The sequence below is a fragment of the Campylobacter concisus genome (assembly GCF_002165815.1).
GTDB classification, from domain to species: Bacteria; Campylobacterota; Campylobacteria; order Campylobacterales; family Campylobacteraceae; genus Campylobacter_A; species Campylobacter_A concisus_BH.
The window spans coordinates 56,275-76,992 of sequence record NZ_NDYN01000009.1; the positions used below are offsets into that span (position 1 = coordinate 56,275).

Genomic DNA, 20,718 nt, shown 5'->3' on the forward strand with positions numbered 1-20,718 from the left:
CAGATGTTAAATCCAAAAACATTATTTTTAAGTATGGGCTCAGCTATCGTTTTGATGATAATCTTTGCTATAGCTAGTGGAGCCGCCACAATAATAGAGAGCAAAACCAGCACTGAAGCAGCTTGGTACTATGTTTATGGCGCTGGCTGGTTTGCGCTTATCCAACTACTGCTTGGTATAAATTTAGCCTTTAACATCTTTAGATACAACCTAATTGATCCTAAAAAACTGCCATCGCTCATCTTTCACATAGGTTTTATCGTCATCTTAATAGGTGCTGGCATCACAAGATACCTTGGCTTTGAAGCTGATATGCATATACGTGAAAACACTGCTTCAAACGTTGTTAGTACGAAGGTTTCATATATAAATTTAACAGCGCTTAACGACAAAGGCGAGGAGATCAGCTCGGCTATGCCTTTAGGACTTGCTGATGTAAAGAAGGGCTTTGATCTAAATCTAAAAACAGCAGACGGTGAGGCCAGTTTAAAATTTAAAGAATTTGTGCCAAATGCAAGTTATAAATTTGTAAATGATGATAGCGGAAAGCCTGTCGTTGAATTTGTAGTTTCAAATGAGAGCGAAAGCGAAGAAATATTTTTACTTGAAGAAGAAGAGGCAAGGGTTGGAGATATCAGCTTTATCTTTAATGCTAAACCAGATGAAAATAAAAAATATGTTCTTTTTAGACTAAATGATGGAAATTTCACAGTTACTTCAAATGTCGATCTTTCAAAATTTACTATGGCAGATAGCTCAAAAACTGAGCTAAAAGCTGGCAGCGTGAATGAATTTGGCACAGGTAGCTTATATACTATCTCAAATATAAATTTCGCCCCAAGGCTAGTCTCAGCGCACGCCACAAGAAAGCTAGTTAGCTCAAAGGATAGCGAGTTTAATGCGTTGATAGCTGAGCTAAACTACAAAGGTGAGAGTAGAGAGATGCATGTATTTTACAACCTAATGGAGCCTTCACGTATCGCTGTGGCTGGACAGAAATTTAACGCTTCATGGGGAGCTCAGCAGATAAAACTCCCATTTAGCCTCTACCTAAAGGACTTTGAGCTAAAAAGATATCCTGGCTCAAATTCTCCTATGAGCTACTCAAGCGAGGTTGTGGTAAAAGATGGCACAAATGATCCAGGGTTTGATTATAGAATTTATATGAACCACGTGCTTGATTATGATGGATATAGATTTTTCCAAAGCTCATACGATACTGACGAGAAAGGTACGATCCTCTCTGTTAATAAAGACCCAGGCAAGATCCCGACATATATCGGCTACTTTTTGCTAGGTCTTGGCTTCTTGCTAAATGTCATAAACCCTAACAGCCGCTTTAGAAAGCTAGCCAAACTAATAGATAATGAATCAACAAAAAGCGGTAAAAAAGTGGCTGCGCTCATAGCGGTCTTGCTTTTAGGCTTAAATTTTAGCTCGCTAAAGGCAGAGGATTTCTTGCCGCATATCAGCAAAGAGCATGCAGATAAGCTTGCTAGGCTTATCGTGCAAAGTCCAGATGGCAGGATGAAGCCATTTGATACGCTTAGCAAAGAGGTTTTAAACAAAATTCATAGAGGCGAGAGCATAGGTAGCCTAAATTCAAACCAAGCGATGCTTTCTATAATGGTAACGCCTGATTTTTGGCGAAATGAGAAGATCATCGCACTTGGTCAAAGCAAGGAGCTAAAAAAAGAGCTAGGCGTCGATGAAAATGCAAGATACGCAAGCTTTGATGAATTTTTTAAAGCGACAAAAGATGGTGGAAGCGAGTATAAACTAACAAAATTTGCCGAGATAGCAAACCGCAAACACCCAGGCTCACGCAATACTTTCGACAAAGATGTGATAAAGATCGACGAGAGACTAAATGTATTTTATATGATATTTATCGGTGAAATTTTCAAAATTTTCCCAAAACAAGATGATCCGTCAAATTCTTGGTATTCGCCAGCTAGTGCGATGATGTACTTCTCGCCAAAAGAGGCTGAGCTAGTCGTTGGCATGATGAGAGAGTATTTTTCAGCTGTTGATGCAGCCACAAAAGATAATGACTGGAGTAAGGCGGATGCGGCGCTTGAGAAAATTTCAGCCTATCAGCACAAATATGGCGCTGCAGTCATGCCAAGTGAGAGAAAGATAGATATAGAAATTTTATTTAATAAATTTCAAGTATTTGACCGCTTGACGCCGATATATCTTTTGGCTGGTCTTGCTCTTTTGCTATTTGTTTTTGTCAAGATGCTAGCGCCTAAAGTGCAGATAAATGGCATAGTTAAAGCCGTATATATTATAAATTTACTAGCCTTTCTTGCGCACACAGCTGGCCTTGGACTTCGCTGGTATATCGCAGAGCACGCCCCTTGGAGTAACGCCTACGAGTCGATGGTCTATATCGCTTGGGCGCTTGGTCTATCTGGCATCATCTTTGCAAAACGCAGTCCGATCGCACTTGCGCTTACATCTATATTGGCTGGCGTTACGCTATTTGTCGCGCACCTTAGCTGGATGGATCCGCAGATCACGACGCTTGTGCCTGTACTTCAGAGCTACTGGCTAACTATCCACGTCTCTATCATAACTGCAAGTTATGGATTTTTAGGCCTTTGTGCGTTGCTTGGTGGATTTACTTTGCTGCTTATCATCTTACAAAACAAGAAAAAGCCAAATGCAGAGATCGCGCGCAATATCACTGAAGCGACACGTATAAATGAGATGGCGATGATACTTGGCCTTAGCTTACTTACGCTTGGAAACTTTTTGGGTGGCGTCTGGGCAAATGAGAGCTGGGGTAGATACTGGGGTTGGGACAGCAAGGAGACTTGGGCGCTAGTTTCGATCCTTGTCTATGCGGCGGTGCTTCACATGAGATTTATACCAAAGCTTAATAATCAATACGCATTTGCTGTTGCCTCATTTTTTGCCTATTGGTCGATCATAATGACCTATTTTGGGGTAAATTTCTATCTAGCCGGCATGCACTCATACGCAGCTGGAGATCCGCTTCCAGTGCCTGATTTCGTCTGGATAAGCATCGTAGTGATGATAGCGATGAGCGTTCTTGCATTTACGAAACGCTCTCTTTGCACAAGGCTATAGATGCTTCTTAAAGGCTTGATAGTCTTTTTTGTCTTTTTGCTTATAGTGGCCATTTGTGCGCTAGTCTATCTTTTGTTAAAAAACAAAGATCATCAAGTCTTGGCAAGAGGCCTAGAGCCCAAGAGTGAAGAAGAGATCACGATCGAAAAGCTTGAAGAACTTGCTGGTGATAAAACTCTAAGCAAAAACGAGCTTTTCGAGCTTATACAAATTTTTGGAGAGAAATTTATAATACCAGCGAAAAAAAATCAGGTCGCTCCAAAAGAAGCTAGCAACTACATAAATTTTATAATCCTAATCTGCTCTCATCAAAATGCCGATGCAAAGCTTATTAGCTTTTTGGACAAAGAGGCTAAAAAGAAAAATCCAAGCTATGTTGCAGAGATCGAAGACAGCGAGAGGATAGGCATAGAAAACCGCAAAAATCGTAGGTAAATTTAGCTATATTTTTAAATTTAAGAGCACAAAATATCGTTAGCAAAAATCAAATTTACAAAGTAAAATAGGAGTGCAATTTGGATATCAATAATCTCTATGCTAGTTTGGTCTTTGCGCCGATAGTGCTAGCTATTTTGTTTATGATCTTTGCTGGCAGGCGAAATATAAAAGTCTATCTGAGTAAATTTGACCTGATCGGCCTACACCTTATCTTTCCGCTCGTGATATTTCCCATCTTTGTGGCTATCTTTTGTGCAGTATGTGAGTATTTTGACGTTTCAAATGATGATGGGCTAGCTTATATTTTTTACACTATGCTTTTTATAATAGCCATTTACGCCGTTTTTGGTTTTTACGTTTGCATTAAATATAATCACGGCTTTTTAAACTGCTTTTGGGCGCTTCTTTTAAGATTTAACTTCATGACCCCGCTTGTTTATTTGCTGTTTTTAGGTGGCAAAGGACGTGATAAAAATGGCAATGAGATAACCCCTGAAAATGCAAAAAATTTAAGCATTTTTGAAGAGCTTAGGTTTTCACTTTATAATATGATCGTCTTTAGAAAAATTCACGACAAAGATAAATTTGCAGGCAGGGATGAGATAAATTCTAACGATAAAGCTCTCATCTAAAAAGAGGTCTAAAATAAAAAGCATAGAGAGTTAAATTTAAAAAGAGCCAGCAAAACGGCTAGCTCAGCTTACGGCAAAACTACGCCAAATTTCATAGCCACGCCATATATCATCGCGCTAATAATACCAGCGAAAAATCCAGCAACCATATCATCGCCCATTACGCCAAGTCCGCCCTTTACATTGCGGTCGATCCTGCCAATGATCGAAGGTTTTTTGATATCAAGCACTCTAAAAAGCACGAGTGATAGAACTAGCTGTGAGATCGTCGCTCCGCTAATGGCGATAGCGAGCCAAACGCCAGCAACTTCGTCGATCACGATAAAGCTCTCGTCGTGCGAATTTACCTTTTTTTCAAAATCATCAATGACGCTGATGCTCACCAAAAATAGCAAAATGCTAGCTAACAAAAGCGTAGTCGCCGAAAAAAAATATAACACAAAATAAGCCACCACAGCCCCAGCCACCGAGCCCCAAGTGCCAGGCGCCTTTGGTAAAAGTCCAAAACCAAAAAATGTCAAAAATAGCTTTTGCATAAATTTCCTTAAGTGAGTGATGATGTCTGGTAGAGCTTCATGAGCTCCTCGTAAAAGTCGCGGTCGGTCTTGTTTTCAAGCAGCCCAGAATTTACAAAGAGATCGTCGCAGAGCTTTTGTATATCTTTAAAGCGATTTACATAGAGCTTGCTTAAGATGAGCGCTGAAATTTCAGGTCTTACTAGTATAGCTGGTGGCATGATGCCGTTAAATAGTAGCTCTTTGATCACGTCTGGGTGGTATTTGATCTGGTGGTGCTGTCCGTGCGGGCAGCTTTTGGTGCTAACTAGTGTCTTACACTTGTTGCAATAAACTAGCTCAGGCAGGACGATCACGTCTAAATTTAGGTCGTTTTTGTAGATATCAAGGATCGTGTGTGCCTCGTTGTGGTCAAAAAACATGCCGATGCCTGAGTGGTTTTGTCCGATGACGAGCTTGTTTGCGCCAAGTCTTGAAGCTGCGATGCACTCAAGCGTTGGGTTGGCGTGCGAGCTAAAAAGGGTTGTGTTTTTTAGCGCAAAGACAAAGACTTTTTTTGTCGGCAGATAGTTTTGGTTAAAAAAGTCAAGCACTTGCTTTCTGATCTCGTAGTCAATATGCCTCTCTTCGCGCGTTCTGATGAGAAAAACGACCACGAGATCGGCCTTATCGATAGTCATCCTAACTAGGCGTTCATGCGCGCGGTTAAATGGATCAGCCGTTAAAAAAACAGCCGTTATCTTCTTGGCGCCACTCTCTTTTATCAGCTCATTTAGCGCATCTTTGCTTATTTGAAGACTCTCATCATATAGCTCAAACTCGCCACTTATGCCGTATTTGCCTAAATTTAGCGACATTTCGCTGTTTGATTCATTTGCTAAAAATATATTTTTAGCTCGCATGCTCTCGTCAAATTTAAAGACCTTTGCCACGTCGATGTGCCCAACGATCTTGCCGTCCATATTTAAATTTACTCTTTGCCCAGCATGCAGCTTGCTAGCGGTATTTTGATTGACCTCGCCAAATGGGGCAAAGCCAAAAGAGTAGGGCATCGGCTCGCCGTTAAAGTATCCCTTTTTTGCCACCTCTTTGATCTGCTCGTCGTCCATCAGGGCGCTAAAATTTGAGAGAATTTTGTTTTTGATAAGCTCTAAGGCGCCATAAACTTCGGTGTTTATAGAAATTTCACTATTTTTTCTTGCTGACGTCATATTTTTTTCTCTTTTCCCAAAGTGATTTTCTAGAAATTCCAAGCTTTTTGCTTAGCTCGGTGTCGGGGAATTTATCTTGATAATTAACTATGATATATTTTATATATTCATCGATCGTGACGATCTCGCCGATGTCAAAGTTTTTATCTCGGATGGAGAGTTCAAGCTCCTCAAATGGCGCACTTTGCGCAAAATCGCTAGTTTGTATAGCCACTTTTTTCTTTTTGCAAAGCTCTAAAATTTTCTCTTTTTCATCATCTTTTAGCTCTTCGAGATTTGTGATGTATATTAGCTCGTCGCCACTTTGAGCAAGTGCTTTTTCAAGCTCGCTAAAACAGGCTTTGCCTAAAAACAAAAATGGCGTTTTGTTTGACTTTACATAGTTAAAGATAAATTTATCGCTGTAACCATTTTTGCTTGATTTTAAAAGAAGTGGAAATTTGATTTTTTTGGCCTCAAAATAAGGTATCTCGTAGTCTTTTAGGGTGAAATTTATATAGTTTTCGTAGTTTTTTATCTCGTTTTTAAAGCCTCTAAACTCTTCAAAATGCCTTATCTTTCTAACTAGCTCTTCTATCATAAATGGCTTTTGGATGTAATCCACCGCGCCCGCTTGTATCGGCTTTAGCACGGTGTCGCTGTTGATGTAGGCGATGAGTAAGATGATGATAGAGCTTTTAAATTTCTCTATGACTGGGTAGAAGTCTTGCCCAGGAAGTGTGGTAGAAAGTAACACTACGTCAAAATTTTCAAATTTCAAAGCCTCTTTGACACTCTTTGCGATCTCGCAGTCGTAGCCAAAGTCAGCTAGTTTGCTAGCCATCGAGCCAGCTAGGTAAATTTCGTTTTCTACTATTAAAATTTTCATATTTGTGTCCAGTTGTAAAATTTAAGGCTAGCGCTTGCCATGACGGCGATCCCCTCGCATCTGCCGACAAAACCAAGCCCCTCAGTCGTCGTCGCCTTTACATTTATGCGGCTCTGGCTTAAATTTAGAGCCTGCGCGATGTTTGCCTCCATTTTTGATTTTAGTTTTGAAAGTTTTGGCTTTTGCGCCATTATCGTGATATCAGCGTTTGTTAGCACAAAGCCCACGCTTTGCACCCTTTTATAAGCTTCTTGCAATAGATAAATGGAGCTAATATCTTTAAATTTGGCGTCCGTATCAGGAAAGAGCTCGCCTATGTCGCCAAGCCCAGCAGCTCCTAAAATGGCGTCTGTTAGCGCATGAAGTGCCACATCGCCGTCACTGTGAGCCTTTAGCCCAAACTCATAGTCGATCTTTTCGCCACAAAGCACAAGCTGGCGCCCCTTTTCAAATTCATGCACGTCAAAGCCGCTACCTACAAAAACCTCATTTTCTGGTGCTTTTAGGGCTGAAATTTTGGCAAGATCCTCTTTAAAAGTGATCTTTCTAGCCATCTCATCGCCCAAAATGTGCCAAACACTTGCGCCAATGGCTCTCATAGCCGAGCTATCATCTGTGTAAATTTCGCCGCTACTAAGAGCCTTTTTAAGAAGTGCTGTGCGCGAGAGCTGCGGTGTTTGGATAAGTTTTACCTTTTCTCTGTCGATTGCATTTTCGCCAAGATAGGCAGTGTCTGCGATCTTTAGCGCAGGCACCACGCAGTCAGCCTGAGCGGCCGCCTCGATGATCTTGTGAAAGAGCTCGCTTGATATGCAAGGGCGCGCGATGTCGCTAACTAGGACAAATTCGCTATTTACAAGCTCAAGTGCGTTTTTTAGGCTATCTTGCCTTGTCTCGCCGCCATCAACAAATTTATAATTTGGAGCAAATTTAGACATATATTTGCACTCTTTACTAACGACGATGATCTCTTTAAATGTGTAAAAGTTACTCAAATTTTTAGTGGCAAATAGCCAAAGTGGGTCGCTGCCGATGCGAAGCCATTGCTTCTTTACAGGTAGCTCAAAACGACTGGAATTTCCCGCTCCAAGCATTATAAGTGAGATATCAAGCAAGGTAGCTCCTTTGAAGATTGTTACGGAATTATACACCTAAAAGCTAAATATTTCTTTTTATAGAAATAAATTTAAGTTTTGCATTTAGTTAGTTCAAAACAAAAAAGGACTAAAATGAGCCCTTAAATTTTAAAAAAAGGCTAGTCATGACAAAGACGCAGATGTACTATGCTAGGCGAGGAGAGCTTACAAAGCAGATGAGCTACGTAGCAAAGATCGAAGGAGTGAGCGAAAATTTAGTGATGGATGAGGTGGCAAAAGGTAGCATCATCATCCCAGCAAATGTAAATCACACAAATTTAAAGCCAATGGGCATAGGCAGAAAGCTAAAGACAAAAATCAATGCAAATATCGGCAACTCAAGCCTAAGTAGTGACATTTGCACTGAGCTTAGAAAGCTTGAAATTTGCCTAGAATTTGGCGCTGATACGGTTATGGATCTAAGTACGGACGGCGATTTAGACGCCATTAGAAGTGCGATCATAGAGCACTCAAGCGTGCCAGTTGGCACAGTGCCGATGTATGAAATTTTAAAAGAGGCAAAAGAGGTTACAAATATCACAAATGAGCTAATTTTAAGCGTGCTAGAGAAGCAAGCAAGGCAAGGGGTTAGTTACTTTACGATACACGCTGGCTTTTTGCGTGAGTTTTTGCCCCTTGTTAAAAAGCGTAAAATGGGCATAGTTAGCCGTGGCGGCAGCCTGAGCGCGAGCTACATGTCAAAGCTAAATAGACAAAATCCATTTTATGAGATTTTTGATCAAATTTTAGAGATTTGCGCAAAATACGACGTCTCGCTCTCGCTTGGCGACGGACTTCGCCCAGGTTGCCTTTACGACGCAACAGACGAAGCGCAACTTAGCGAGCTAAAAGTGCTTGGAGAGCTAACACTTCGTGCGTGGCAAAAAGATGTGCAAGTGATGATAGAAGGCCCTGGTCATGTGCCATTAAGTCAAATTGAGTATAATATGAAAATCGAACAAGAGCTCTGCCATGACGCCCCATTTTACGTGCTTGGACCGCTTGTTAGCGATATCGGCGCGGGGTATGATCATATCACTTCAGCGATAGGTGGTACGATGGCGGCATATCACGGCGCTAGCATGCTTTGCTACGTGACGCAAAAAGAGCACCTTGGCTTGCCAAATGAAAATGATGTAAGAGAGGGCATCGTAGCTCACAAGATAGCAGCTCATGCCGCAGACGTCGCACTTGGCAAGGCTGGAGCTATCGAAAAAGACCATGCGATGAGTGACGCGAGATACGCATTTGACTGGAACAAGCAGTTTGAGCTTAGCTTTGATCCAAAAAAGGCTAGAGAGCTTCACGATGAGAGCTTGCCAGAAGATGCGTTTAAGAGTGCTCATTTTTGTTCGATGTGCGGACCAAAATTTTGTGCATATAAAATTTCAAAAGATCTAGAAAAAGGAGAAAAATGTTAAATAAAGAAGAGGTCTTAAACAGACTAAAAGGTGTCATATATCCGGGATTTGAGAAGGATATAGTTAGTTTTGGCTTTGTAAAAAACGTGGAGATCGGCGAGAAAATTACAATCGAAGTCGAGATCGTTAGCTCAAGCCCAGAGGTGGCAAACGAGCTAAAAACGGACATCAAACGTGTCATGGGCTCAAACGAGTACGTGCTAAATTTGATCCAGCCAAAGATACCTGAGGAGAAAAGTAACACTCAAAGTGGCAAAAATATCGCGCCACAAGTTAAAAATTTCGTAATGGTAAGCTCTGGCAAAGGTGGCGTTGGTAAATCAACCACAACGCTAAATTTAGCCATCTCAATGGCAAAACTAGGCAAAAAAGTGGGAATTTTGGACGCTGATATCTACGGACCAAACATCCCAAGGATGCTTGGCGAAGTAAATACTCAGCCACAAGTCGTCGGCAACAAGCTAAAACCGATACTTAGCCACGGCGTGGAGATGATGAGTATGGGCGTTTTGATGGAGGAGGGCATGAGCCTTATCTGGCGTGGTTCGATGATCATGAAAGCGATCGAGCAGCTGCTAAGAGACGTGCTTTGGAGCGAGCTTGATGTCTTGTTTCTCGATATGCCTCCAGGAACGGGCGATGCGCAGCTAACTCTAGCTCAAAGCGTGCCAGTAACGGCAGGTGTATGCGTCACAACGCCTCAAGTCGTAGCACTTGATGATAGCAAGCGTGCGCTTGATATGTTTGAGAAGCTCCACATCCCAATCGCTGGTGTCATCGAAAATATGAGCGGCTTCATCTGCCCAGATAACGGCAAAGAGTATGACATCTTTGGTAAAGGCACGACTGAAGAGGTAGCAAAGGCTTACAACACTCAAATTTTAGCTGAAATTCCTATCGAGCCAGCTGTTAGAGTGGGTGGCGATAGTGGCAAGCCAGTTAGCTTCTATGAGCCAAACTCAGTCACTGCAAAACGCTATGAGAGCGCAGCTGCAAGGCTTTGGGAGATAATAGAAAATATAAATAACGGCGGTGGGGCTGATAACTCAGCGATCCAACCAGTAAATGACGGCAAGAGTGCTTGCTCGAAGTAAATTTACAAAAGATAAAATTTAGAGCAAATTTTAAAATTTGCCAGTTTAAATTTGGCTACCAAAATTTGACTTTGCTTGTTGCAGGGTTTAAATTTTGGAGCCAAAATGCAATCATTAAAAAGAAAATTTAACAGGAGAAAAGATGAAAGCGATCGTAACCGTAGTCGGAAAAGATAGAGTTGGCATCGTTGCTGGCGTCTCAGCAAAGCTTAGCGAGCTAGGGCTAAACATAGATGATATAAGTCAGACTATTTTAAGCGACTTTTTCACGATGATGGCGGTGGTTTCAAGCGATGAAAATAAGGACTTTACAGCCTTAAGAGCGGAGCTAGATAAGCTTGGAGAGAGCCTAAAAGTAAAGATAAATATCCAAAGCTCAGCCATTTTTGATGCTATGCACAAAATTTAAGGACAAAAGATGGATATCAAAAATGTAACCGAAACTATCTCGATGATCGAGGAGCAAAATTTTGACATCAGAACGATCACAATGGGCATTAGTTTGCTTGACTGCATCGACCCTGACATTAATAAAGCCTGCGACAAAATTTACGCAAAAATCACCACTAAAGCCAAAGACCTAGTTAGAGTGGGCAATGAAATTTCTGCCGAGCTAGGCATACCAATCGTCAATAAAAGAGTGAGCGTGACTCCTATCTCGATAATCGGCGCCGCAACGGATGCAAAAGACTACGTGATGATCGCAAAGACGCTTGATAGGGCGGCCATTGAAGTTGGTATTGATTTTATAGGTGGTTTTTCGGCTTTAGTGCAAAAGGGCTATCAAAAGGGCGATGAAATTTTGATAAATTCTATCCCGCAAGCGCTCGCACAAACCGCGAAAGTGTGCTCAAGCGTCAATGTCGGCTCAACAAAAAGTGGCATAAATATGAGCGCAGTGCGTGACATGGGACGCATCATAAAAGAGACGGCAGCAGCTTCAGAGATGGGCTGTGCAAAGCTTGTCGTCTTTGCAAATGCAGTCGAGGACAATCCTTTCATGGCTGGTGCATTTCACGGTGTGGGCGAGGCTGATGTGGTGATAAATGTCGGCGTTTCAGGCCCAGGCGTCGTAAAAAGAGCGCTTGAAAAGGTGCGTGGAGAAAGCTTTGACGTGGTGGCTGAGACTGTGAAAAAGACGGCGTTTAAGATCACTCGTATCGGCCAGTTAGTCGGTCAAATGGCGAGTGAGCGCCTTGGGGTGAAATTTGGTATCGTCGATCTCTCTCTTGCTCCAACGCCTGCTGTGGGCGACTCGGTGGCTCGCGTGCTTGAGGAGATGGGGCTTGAGGCTGTCGGTACGCACGGCACGACTGCGGCACTTGCTCTCTTAAATGACGCGGTCAAAAAAGGTGGCGTCATGGCGTGCAACCAAGTGGGCGGCTTAAGCGGTGCGTTTATCCCAGTCTCAGAAGATGAGGGCATGATAGCTGCGGTGCGCGCGGGATCATTAAATTTAGAAAAGCTTGAGGCGATGACAGCGATATGCTCGGTGGGGCTTGATATGATCGCCATACCTGCGGATACGCCAAGTGAAAGCATAGCTGCGATGATCGCTGATGAGGCGGCCATCGGCGTGATAAATCAAAAAACAACGGCCGTTCGTATCATACCTCTTGGACGTGAGGGTGATATGATCGAGTTTGGCGGCCTTTTAGGAAGAGCGCCTGTGATGAAGATAAATAAGGCCTCAAGTGCTGATTTTATCGCTCGTGGCGGACAAATTCCAGCGCCTATTCATAGTTTTAAAAACTAAAAGTTTCTAAAAGGATGGTTATAAAATGAAAGCAGTTGGACTATTTTTTATGATTTTGCTTTTATCTGGTTGCTCGGCACTATATCCATTTTATAGCAAAGAGATGAAATTTGAAGCAGCAGGTCTTGGTAAAGATGGTATCTATAGATCAAATTTTAATAATGATGAAGACATTCTTATTAAGATGACATCAGCAAAGACGAAAGATGGCGAAAAATACCGAATAATATATACTTTGCACATACCAAGTAATTCTACGCAGATGGATTTTAACATTGGTGATAAATTTGTATCAAAATATGATTGCTCAAAAATGTATTGCGAGCCAAATGATGATCTAGACAATATAGTCGTAGAGTGGGTTGAGCCTGAAAGAGGAGTATTTTTAGGCGGTATAAATTTAAAAAATTTACGACTAATAAAGGCGTATTAAATTCATAAGGATATGTAAAAATACGAGTTTTTTAATAAATTTGATAGTAAAAAAAGAAAAATTTAACAAGGAGCTAAAATGAAAATTTTATCACTGCTTACGGCGCTACTTTTTGGAGCGGTATGTGGCTTTGCAAATGACGGCAAAGTAAGAAGTATCGACATCTACGTCACGCCATACTACTCAGCAAATGCTGGCAAGGTGGAGTATGTCAAGGTCTATGACAAGATAGATGAGCTTTTAAAAAGTGGCAAAGAAGAGGACTTTAAAAAGGCTGAAAAGATCGTGCAAGACGCCCCACAAATGGTCTCTCCGATAACTCTTTTTGTCCTTTCAGCTCGCGCTTATGATCTTGGACTTCGCGATGATGCGGTATTTTGGTTTTATGCGGCAAAAAACCGTGCGATCTTGCTAAGAGGCGTTATAGACATGGAGGGCGAGAAATTTACTGATGTGGTGGCTGCGATAGGGGCGTTTATGAAGCTTGTTGGCGACGTGGTCAATCCTTATGCATTTTGCGATATCAAAAAGCAACAAGAGATCGCCGATAAAGCGCTTGAATGGACTAAGAAAAATGCCTATGAAGCGATGTTTTCGCCAGAATTTAGCTCGCCTCACGAAGATAGAAAAGCAGCCCTTGCAAAAGGCATAGAAAAGCTTGAAGCGCGCAACAAAAAAGAGAAAGATTACTTTTTAGACAAAGACAATCTTGCTAACTTTAAAGCTATGCGCAAGCAAAATGGCACTGATGAGAAATTTTGCTTTTAAGTAGCGAGAAAAACTGAAAATTTGCTTGTAAATTTAGCTTTTGCTTTATGCTAAAAGGGCAAATTTACAAGCTATTTCTATTTTAAATCACGACAAATTTGCCTAAATTTGGCTCTTTTTCATAAGAGTAGCAAAAGCACAAAAAAATGAGAATACAAAATGACTTTGAAATTTGGCGAACTTGAAAAAGTTGCAACAGATGAAGGTTTTATCTGGTATGCGGAGACTGGACTAAAAAGTGAAATTTTTGGACAGGTGACATTTTGCCTCGTTAGCACAGACATGGCAGACGTAGATGATGAGACTACTTTGCTAGCAGAGCGCATCGCCAAAGATATCGACCGATACATAAAAGAGTCGCTTGCCTTTTTAAAAGATGAGCTTAGACGAGGGTGCCTTTTGAGCGAGGATGAGCTTAGCTTGCTTGACGCGCCAGTTTGCGACCTGCCCTTTAGCGCGCCGCAATGCACTTTTTATGCGCGTGATAAGCAGTGGCTGATGAGATTTGCTGAGGGTGAGCTTGATATCTGCGAGCCTTACGGTATAGGGGTGATCTTTGAGGGTGAAAGACCGCTTTGTTTAGAAAATTTAGAGCTTAGTAGTGAGTGTTAAACGCTTAAATTTTTAATTTTACACATTAAAAGATATATAAATTTAAAATTTTCAAGTCCTGTGAAAAATAAAATTTTTGAATTTTTAGGCAGATAAATTTCATCAATGTGATTGTGGTCTAAGAGGCGCTAGAGTTTTTAAATTATTAAATTTTGCTGTTTTAGGTTTTGCGCCCAAAACAGCAAATTTATAAGCTATGCGTTGCAGCAGTCGCTCGGGTCTTTTTCTTTTGTGATCCTAGCTCTTAGGTCGTGGCGGATGATCTCTATCGACCAGAACCAGACCATGTGACCTACAAACTCAGAGACATACTCATACCAAGGAAGTGTCCAAAGTGGCGGAGTAAGGCCAAGAAGCGGCAGTGAGATGCCGTGAACTGCGATAGTTGCTAAGATACCAGCCATCACGCCTTGCCACATCGTGATCTTTGGAAATTTCTCAGCCACGACGCAGTAGCCAACGGCAAAGACTACTGAAAATATGATGTGCGTTAGCATCACGTAGTTAAAGGCATGTCTTGCAAACTCGTAGATAGCAGCGTTTGGATCGGCGATACCGACATAATCTCTCAAAAATACATAAGGGGGATTTAGAAAATTTCTCGAGCAGTCGATCGCATCAGCCGCTCTGATGGCACTTTCTGGTCCGCAAGCTGCGTTAAACATATCCATAGGGCTTCTTGGCGGAAGCGGTACTTCTGCACCCCATTTGACAAAAGCTGAAACTACGCCAGCGACGAGGCCGATCAACACAGCTAAGGCAAATTTTGGTTTGGTAGCTAGATTTGACATTTTGTCTCCTTGTAAAATTTGAGGCATTTTATTTCTATTTTCTTTATGATAAGGTTAATCATTATTATAATTTATAAATTTATCAAAGCTCAAATGCTTTAAAATCATAAAATTTTTAGCCATTTTTGGCTAGACTAAGAAAAAAATTAAAGGAGAATAGATGTCTAAAGAGTTCAAAGACGCAAACGAATTTAAGGAATTTTTTGAAGAATTTAGAAAAAAAGATGGTTACAAAGATCCAGTTGCTTTTGGCATCGCAAGAGTCGATCGCGGACAAAAAAATAGCGACAAAATTTTGCAGGCAAGTTACGCCGTTATAAATTATAAAGAGAGCTTTTTAAGCGCGGCTGCCTTTATCTATGCCTTGCAAAAGTGCGATGTTGAGGTTGATTTTAGCGCTCACGAGTTCGTAGCTGATCTCACACCAAAGGTAGCAAAAAAGGCTAGTAAGCTCTTTAGCGTCTTTGAAAAAGATATAAAATCACACAAAAACGTGGAGAATTTACACGCTGTAAAGATGGCATTTGAGGACGATCTTGAGCTAAATGAGAATAAATTTAAACTTGTATTTTTGTTCGACGACGCAAAGCCACTTAGCGTGGAGGCCGTCTATCTCAAGCTCTACTTGATCTCGCTTGGCAAGGTCGCACCTAGGACGATCGTGCTTGATGGAGCCTTTGGGGTGTTACCAAATGTCGCATGGACTAGCCAAAACATCCCGATCGAGCTTGAGTGGCTAAGAGAAAATGAAATTTCTCTAAAAATGTTTGGCGAGTACCCAGCGATCGTGAGTGTGGATAAATTCCCAAGATTTTTAAGTCACATCATCCCAGCTGATAACACAAGGATCTTGGACGCTGCCAAAGTTCGCATGGGCGCTGCTGTGCATCCTGGCACAGTCGTCATGCCAGGGGCTGCTTACATCAACTTTAACGCAGGCACGACTGGTGGCGTGATGGTTGAAGGTAGGGTCAGCAGCTCTGTCGTCGTGGGCGAGGGCAGTGACGTTGGAGGCGGAGCTAGCATACTTGGCGTGCTAAGCGGCACAAACGGCAACCCTGTAAGCATCGGCAAACACTGCTTGCTCGGCGCAAACTCAGTCACTGGCGTGCCACTTGGTGATAACTGCATCGTGGATGCTGGCATAGCGGTGCTTGAGGGCACAAAGGTCTATATCTCGGCAAGCGAGCGCGAAAAGCTAGCTAAGATAAATCCAGAATTTAAATTTGAGGCTGAAATTTACAAAGCACTCGAGCTTGGCGGGCTAAACGGACTTCATTTTAGGCAAAATAGCCAAACAGGGCAGATCACCGCGAGTGCGAGCAAAAGGGCGATCAAGCTAAATGAGGCACTTCATTAAAAGGAGCTAGCATGAAAGTTGGCATTTTGATGTTTGACAAGATAAATTTGTTAAGCTTTGCCAAAATTTATGATTTTTTGCATAAATTTGAAGGTTTTAACATCAAAACCTACGCTCTAAAGCCTGAGATAGTCGATGAATTTGGCGTCAGGCTTCATCCTGAAATTTACGCTGAAAGCCTTTATGGCGTGGATATCTTGGTCGTACCAGATGGCGTTGGTGCGCTTGGACTTAGGTATGATGAGATATTTTTAAGCTGGATAAAAAGCTCAGCGAGCGCGAAATTTAAGATCGGCTTTGACCTTGGCGTGCTCATCCTTGGTGGGGCTGGATTTTTAGAGGATAGAGAGGCTTGCATAAGGGGTGGATACAAAAACGCGCTAAGTGGCTACTGTGAGGTAAATGACGCTAAGATGTGTGAGAGCAGAGGCGTTATAAGTGTTAGTGAATTTGATGATGAGATCAAAGAGCAGCTCGCAAAAATCCTAACTAAAGATAAAATTTAAGGGCTTTGGCTCTTAAATTTTGATAGAAATTTTATCTTTTTAATGAGCTTATAGCTTGTTTTATGGCGCTATTTACCGCTTCTAAATACCACTTTATCCACGCTGTGAAGTCAAAATTTGAATTATTTTCAAGCTTTGTTGTTTGCTCTAAAATTTCATAATAATCTTTTTTATTTGCGTAAATAATGCTCGAGATAGAAAACGGCTTAATGCTTTCACTAGTCAAGCAGTAGTGCGCCAAAGCCCTTGCCATGCGTCCGTTGCCGTCATCATAAGGATGGATGATCACAAACCAAAGGTGTGCTAAGGCGCTTTTTACATAGGCGTTTCGGAGCTTTTATTTATAAAATTTAAAAAATTTCATCCTCTACGCGTTCTACTGGCAAGGCTTCGTAGTGGATTTGTGCATTTTTTGAAGGACCTGAGACGACGCTCATCTCATCATCTCTAAATTTAGCTCTTTTTATCTTGTAAATTTTGCTATGGCTATATTCAAACAAGGCATTGTGCCAGCCATGTAGTCGCTCGAAGTTCATAGGGGCTTTGTTTAAATTTGCATCAAGCATTAGCGAGACTAGATTATCGCTATGCCTAGTCGCATGAGTGTCGGCTAGCCAGTCAAAATTTTCATCTAGTCTCTTTTTTACCGATGAGCGAATACTTGATCTTTTAAACTTCTCGCCCTCTATGAGAGATGAGTAAAAGATCTCATCTTCTAGGGCGCTAATTTGCGCCTTTAAAAGATCGTTTCCGCTAATATTGCTTATTATCTCTTTTAAATTTTCGTTTTCTTGCTCTAGCTTATTTGCAAGGGTGCTTATTATTCTTTTGTCGAAAGAAAAATTTGGGTAGTTAGGATGTTTCCATATCCACAGGTTTTGCATCAAATTTCTTTAAAGATTTATGCTTTCGCCTATCTATAAGGTCTTCTATACTCTCTTCTAGCGTCATTGTAGCCACGTCTATATCCGCGCTCAAAACCATCATCATAGTCATCATCGTTATAGTAGCCGCCGCGGTAACCACGCTGAAATCTATCAAATCTTTCGTACTCATTTTGATAGTATGGGCGGTAGTTAGGCGGATATGGTGCATAGTTTGGATCAACAGGATAGTAGCCACTCATGCGGCAACTATCCTCATCAAAATCTTTCAATCCAAAACGAAATTTATATCCGTCTATCTTTTTACTAAGGGCGTCATAGTTTCTCGTGTCGCCATAAAATTTAGCCATTTCTCTTTCGTTTATAAGTTTGCAAAGCCCGATCTCTATCTTTTTAGTATAGTTTGCAGCTAGCAACATCGTAAATGTACAAAACAAAATGGCTATAAATTTCATCTTAGTCTCCTATTTTTATATTTCCGCCTTTGCCAAGACCACCTTTTACATTTTGGACTTTATAATCTTTTAGCGCGACTATAAGTTGGTTCATCGCGTCCATAAAAGCATTTACGATCATCCTGCCCTCTGGTGTCTTTGTGTAGCCACCAAGTCCAGCACTCACACGTGAAAATGAATTTGAGCCCATGCCAAAGAAGTCAAAGTTGCTATCACTGCCGACTGCACCAGCGATTTGTACGCCTGAGCGGTTGTCTATAAGAAGCAAAGATGTTTGTGTTTCGCTCTTTGAAAAGCCTCCGCTTACCTTGCCAGCAACGTTGCCAAAGACAGCGCCTACAAGTCCGCTGATACCGCCAGTATCCTCTTTGCTAAATGTGATCTCTGGCTGCATGGTATAATCAGCCGCTACGACTTGACCTTTGTGAAATTTAGAACCTTTTCTTAGCTCGCCACTAGCTTCAAGCGCGCGCTCTTGCATCATATTATCCATACTTCTGCCACGCTCGACGATGACGAAGCAGCCAGTTTGCTGAGCTAAGATCCTTAGCACTGGCACTGTTGAGCCAAGCTGATAATCTCTAGTTAGATATGAGTACCATGAGCTACTTTGATCCTCGTAAAAAGACAATGTTCCTAGCGTTTGGCTGCAACGCTCGATTTTCGTGTTGGCATTTTTGGCTGTATCTCCTGCTGCGGCACCAGTTACACCGCTATTGCTGCTAGCGCATCCAGCAAATAAACAAAGAGCGGCAACGCTGCTAAAGACCTTAGATGCTAAAAATCTCTTTTTCATGAAGATCCTTTTTAATGTAATTAGAAGTGCAAATATTATAAGAAAATAATATTTTGTGAAAACTTAAATTTTAAAAGAAAAATATAAAAGTAAAATTTAAGCGGCCAGCAAGATGCCAGCCACATAAATTATTCGACAGTTACGCTTTTTGCGAGGTTTCTTGGCATATCGACGTTGTTGCCAAGTCTAACGGAAATTTCAAGTGCAAGCAGCTGAAGCACTAGCATCATCTCGAAAAATTCGCTCATGTAGTGATCTTGAATGCTTGTTTTTACGTAGTCGTCGCTTAGCTCAAACTCAAGCGGACTTATTGCTAGGATATATGCATCTCTTGCAGCAAGCTCTTCGACATTGCTCTTTGCTTTTTCGTATAGTAAGTTTTGAGGCATTAAAGCGATCGTAAATAACTTCTCATCTGCAAGTGCGATAGGGCCGTGCTTCATCTCGCCTGATGGATAGCCCTCGGCGTGAAGATATGAAATCTCTTTAAGCTTTAATGCGCCTTCAAGGGCTAGCGGATAGAAGATGTCTCTGCCGATGAAGAAGAAGCCATGACCGTGTAAATAGTGCTTGCTTAGGCGGTGAAGCTTCTCTTGCAAAGAGTTATCTATATTTAAAATTTGTGGTATGTGAAGAAGCGTTTTGATCTCGTGATCAAGCTCTTTTTTGCTGATAGATCCCTTTGCAGATGCCATTTGAAGTACAAGCATCCAAAGTACGATGATCTGCGTTGCAAATGCCTTTGTGCTTGCTACACCTTTTTCGATGCCAGCGCGAGTTAGAAGCGTATTATCAGCTAGTCTAACGATAGATGAGTTATCGACGTTGCAAATCGCAAGTGTCCTTAGTCCAGCCTCTTTTGCTATCCTAAGCGCCTCAAGAGTGTCAGCTGTCTCGCCACTTTGCGAGATGACGATGAAGAGCGAGTTTTTGTTTAGATAAGGCTTTCTGTATCTAAATTCGCTTGCCACTTCGACCTTTGTTCTAACTTTGGCAAGCCTTTCAAAAAGATAGCTTGCAACAAGCGCTGCATGGTAGCTCGTACCGCACGCACAAAGCACAACATCATCGATGCCTTTTAGGTATTCATCGTCTAAATTTTCAAGAGTGACTTTGTGGTTTTTAACCCTGCCCATGATGGTTTCAGACACAACAGCGCCTTGCTCGTAAATTTCTTTCTCCATAAAAAATGTATAGCCCTCTTTTTGGGCATAGCTCTTATCTTTTGGCAAAGCGTTAAATGTTATGTTAGCCTTTTTGCCGTGTTTGAAAACAGCGATCTCGTCTAAGCTCACGTAGCCGTAGTTGTTATCATCAAGGTATGCTACTTCAGTTGCGTTGCCAATAAGCGGCGCATCTGATGAGGCAAAATATACCTCTTTTTTGTCACTTTTGCCTATCGCCATAGGAGCGGCATCTTTTGCGAAAAATATCTTATCAGGCGCAGTTTTGGTGATAAGTAGCGTCGCGTATGCGCCTCTTAGCTTTGCGATAGTCGCCTCATAAGCTTTGAATGGGTCTTTTTTCTCTTTTAAAATTTCTTCAAAAAGATGCACGATCACTTCGGTGTCGGTTTGGCTGACAAATTTCACGCCCTTTGCCTCAAGCTCATCTTTAAGCTCTTTGTAGTTTTCGATGATGCCGTTATGAACGACAAATGAGTGCTCGCCAAGGTGCGGGTGAGCGTTTATCTCGGTTGGTTTGCCGTGCGTCGCCCAGCGTGTATGACCTATCGCCACGCCAAAACCTTCTGATGTAAAGTCCTTTGTCTTTAGGACTAAATTTTCAAGCTTGCCGACCGCTTTGAAAAAGTCGATCTTGCCATCACTCATCACAGCCATGCCAGCGCTGTCGTATCCGCGATACTCAAGCTCTTTTAGCCCGCTTAAAATGACCTCTTTTTTTTCTTTATCTCCAATGTATCCTACGATTCCACACATGTT

General features: G+C 41.8%; 21 protein-coding genes and 1 pseudogene. 12 read left to right on the forward strand and 10 right to left on the reverse strand.

Annotation, left to right across the window (positions count from 1 at the left end):
• Positions 1-3 precede the first annotated feature (3 nt).
• The 3 genes from ccsA (at position 4) to B9N65_RS09525 (ending at position 4,169) form a co-directional block, all read left to right on the forward strand.
• A complete protein-coding gene (ccsA, locus tag B9N65_RS09515) occupies positions 4-3,099 on the forward strand; it encodes a cytochrome c biogenesis protein CcsA (RefSeq protein WP_087583704.1) in 3,096 nt (1,031 codons plus the stop codon).
• Positions 3,100-3,534: a fatty-acid--CoA ligase gene (locus tag B9N65_RS09520; RefSeq protein WP_087583705.1), complete on the forward strand. Its 435-nt coding sequence runs from the start codon at positions 3,100-3,102 to the stop codon at positions 3,532-3,534.
• 80 nt (positions 3,535-3,614) lie between these two features.
• Positions 3,615-4,169, forward strand: coding sequence for a hypothetical protein (locus tag B9N65_RS09525; RefSeq protein ID WP_087583706.1), 555 nt, complete (start codon positions 3,615-3,617; stop codon positions 4,167-4,169).
• A 68-nt stretch (positions 4,170-4,237) separates the two neighbouring features.
• On the opposite strand, the gene B9N65_RS09530 is transcribed toward B9N65_RS09525, so the two are convergent.
• Genes B9N65_RS09530 through B9N65_RS09545 form a run of 4 tightly spaced genes read right to left on the reverse strand, consistent with a single transcriptional unit; the run spans position 4,238 to position 7,878 of the window.
• A complete protein-coding gene (locus tag B9N65_RS09530; protein ID WP_012001515.1) occupies positions 4,238-4,705 on the reverse strand; it encodes a phosphatidylglycerophosphatase A family protein in 468 nt (155 codons plus the stop codon).
• Positions 4,706-4,713: 8 nt separating this feature from the next.
• Positions 4,714-5,895, reverse strand: a complete 1,182-nt coding sequence (locus B9N65_RS09535; protein WP_087583707.1) for a sulfate adenylyltransferase — start codon at positions 5,893-5,895, stop codon at positions 4,714-4,716.
• Positions 5,873-6,763, reverse strand: a complete 891-nt coding sequence (locus tag B9N65_RS09540) for a response regulator (protein ID WP_087583708.1) — start codon at positions 6,761-6,763, stop codon at positions 5,873-5,875. Before B9N65_RS09540 ends, B9N65_RS09535 begins: the two co-directional genes overlap by 23 nt.
• Positions 6,760-7,878 (reverse strand): bifunctional 2-C-methyl-D-erythritol 4-phosphate cytidylyltransferase/2-C-methyl-D-erythritol 2,4-cyclodiphosphate synthase, encoded by a 1,119-nt coding sequence (locus tag B9N65_RS09545; RefSeq protein ID WP_087583709.1) that lies wholly within the window; start codon positions 7,876-7,878, stop codon positions 6,760-6,762. The genes B9N65_RS09540 and B9N65_RS09545 overlap by 4 nt, the downstream gene beginning before the upstream one ends.
• 146 nt (positions 7,879-8,024) lie before the next feature.
• On the opposite strand from B9N65_RS09545, the gene thiC reads away from it, so the two are divergent.
• From thiC to B9N65_RS09580, 7 genes are all read left to right on the forward strand, one after another.
• The gene (gene thiC / locus B9N65_RS09550) at positions 8,025-9,320 is read left to right on the forward strand and encodes a phosphomethylpyrimidine synthase ThiC (protein WP_087583710.1); all 1,296 of its coding nucleotides are present in this window, start codon (positions 8,025-8,027) and stop codon (positions 9,318-9,320) included.
• Positions 9,314-10,414 carry an Mrp/NBP35 family ATP-binding protein gene (locus tag B9N65_RS09555; RefSeq protein ID WP_087583711.1) on the forward strand — a complete coding sequence of 367 codons (1,101 nt, stop codon included), beginning with the start codon at positions 9,314-9,316 and terminating at the stop codon, positions 10,412-10,414. The genes thiC and B9N65_RS09555 overlap by 7 nt, the downstream gene beginning before the upstream one ends.
• A 142-nt stretch (positions 10,415-10,556) precedes the next feature.
• The gene (locus tag B9N65_RS09560) at positions 10,557-10,823 is read left to right on the forward strand and encodes an ACT domain-containing protein (protein WP_002939508.1); all 267 of its coding nucleotides are present in this window, start codon (positions 10,557-10,559) and stop codon (positions 10,821-10,823) included.
• 9 nt (positions 10,824-10,832) lie between these two features.
• Positions 10,833-12,170, forward strand: coding sequence for a PFL family protein (locus B9N65_RS09565; RefSeq protein ID WP_021085933.1), 1,338 nt, complete (start codon positions 10,833-10,835; stop codon positions 12,168-12,170).
• 25 nt (positions 12,171-12,195) lie between these two features.
• The gene (locus tag B9N65_RS09570) at positions 12,196-12,603 is read left to right on the forward strand and encodes a hypothetical protein (protein WP_087583712.1); all 408 of its coding nucleotides are present in this window, start codon (positions 12,196-12,198) and stop codon (positions 12,601-12,603) included.
• A 78-nt stretch (positions 12,604-12,681) separates the two neighbouring features.
• A complete protein-coding gene (locus B9N65_RS09575) occupies positions 12,682-13,371 on the forward strand; it encodes a hypothetical protein (protein WP_021084217.1) in 690 nt (229 codons plus the stop codon).
• Between the two features lie 159 nt (positions 13,372-13,530).
• On the forward strand, positions 13,531-13,983 hold the full coding sequence (locus tag B9N65_RS09580; RefSeq protein WP_087583713.1) for a hypothetical protein: 453 nt from the start codon (positions 13,531-13,533) through the stop codon (positions 13,981-13,983).
• 194 nt (positions 13,984-14,177) lie between these two features.
• Here B9N65_RS09580 and B9N65_RS09585 read toward each other — a convergent pair whose 3' ends face one another.
• Entirely contained in the window at positions 14,178-14,774 is a 597-nt protein-coding gene (locus B9N65_RS09585; RefSeq protein ID WP_087583714.1) for a YagU family protein, read from the reverse strand.
• 160 nt (positions 14,775-14,934) lie between these two features.
• Here B9N65_RS09585 and B9N65_RS09590 point away from each other — a divergent pair, with 160 nt between their 5' ends.
• Together B9N65_RS09590 and B9N65_RS09595 are read left to right on the forward strand one after the other, a co-directional pair.
• Positions 14,935-16,134, forward strand: a complete 1,200-nt coding sequence (locus B9N65_RS09590) for a 2,3,4,5-tetrahydropyridine-2,6-carboxylate N-succinyltransferase (RefSeq protein ID WP_087583715.1) — start codon at positions 14,935-14,937, stop codon at positions 16,132-16,134.
• Between the two features lie 11 nt (positions 16,135-16,145).
• Positions 16,146-16,640 (forward strand): hypothetical protein, encoded by a 495-nt coding sequence (locus B9N65_RS09595; protein WP_021085907.1) that lies wholly within the window; start codon positions 16,146-16,148, stop codon positions 16,638-16,640.
• Positions 16,641-16,671: 31 nt separating this feature from the next.
• Here B9N65_RS09595 and B9N65_RS09600 read toward each other — a convergent pair.
• From B9N65_RS09600 to glmS, 5 genes and pseudogenes are all read right to left on the reverse strand, one after another.
• Positions 16,672-16,953, reverse strand: a pseudogene (locus tag B9N65_RS09600) (Fic family protein); the annotation flags it as partial.
• Between the two features lie 37 nt (positions 16,954-16,990).
• Complete coding sequence (locus B9N65_RS09605) at positions 16,991-17,524, reverse strand: DUF4172 domain-containing protein (RefSeq protein ID WP_087583717.1); 534 nt, start codon at positions 17,522-17,524, stop codon at positions 16,991-16,993.
• 29 nt (positions 17,525-17,553) lie between these two features.
• Entirely contained in the window at positions 17,554-17,979 is a 426-nt protein-coding gene (locus tag B9N65_RS09610) for a gamma-glutamyl phosphate reductase (protein ID WP_087583718.1), read from the reverse strand.
• A 1-nt stretch (position 17,980) separates the two neighbouring features.
• Positions 17,981-18,775: a CsgG/HfaB family protein gene (locus B9N65_RS09615; RefSeq protein ID WP_012001529.1), complete on the reverse strand. Its 795-nt coding sequence runs from the start codon at positions 18,773-18,775 to the stop codon at positions 17,981-17,983.
• A gap of 128 nt (positions 18,776-18,903) precedes the next feature.
• A complete protein-coding gene (gene glmS / locus B9N65_RS09620; RefSeq protein ID WP_087583719.1) occupies positions 18,904-20,715 on the reverse strand; it encodes a glutamine--fructose-6-phosphate transaminase (isomerizing) in 1,812 nt (603 codons plus the stop codon).
• Positions 20,716-20,718 lie beyond the last annotated feature (3 nt).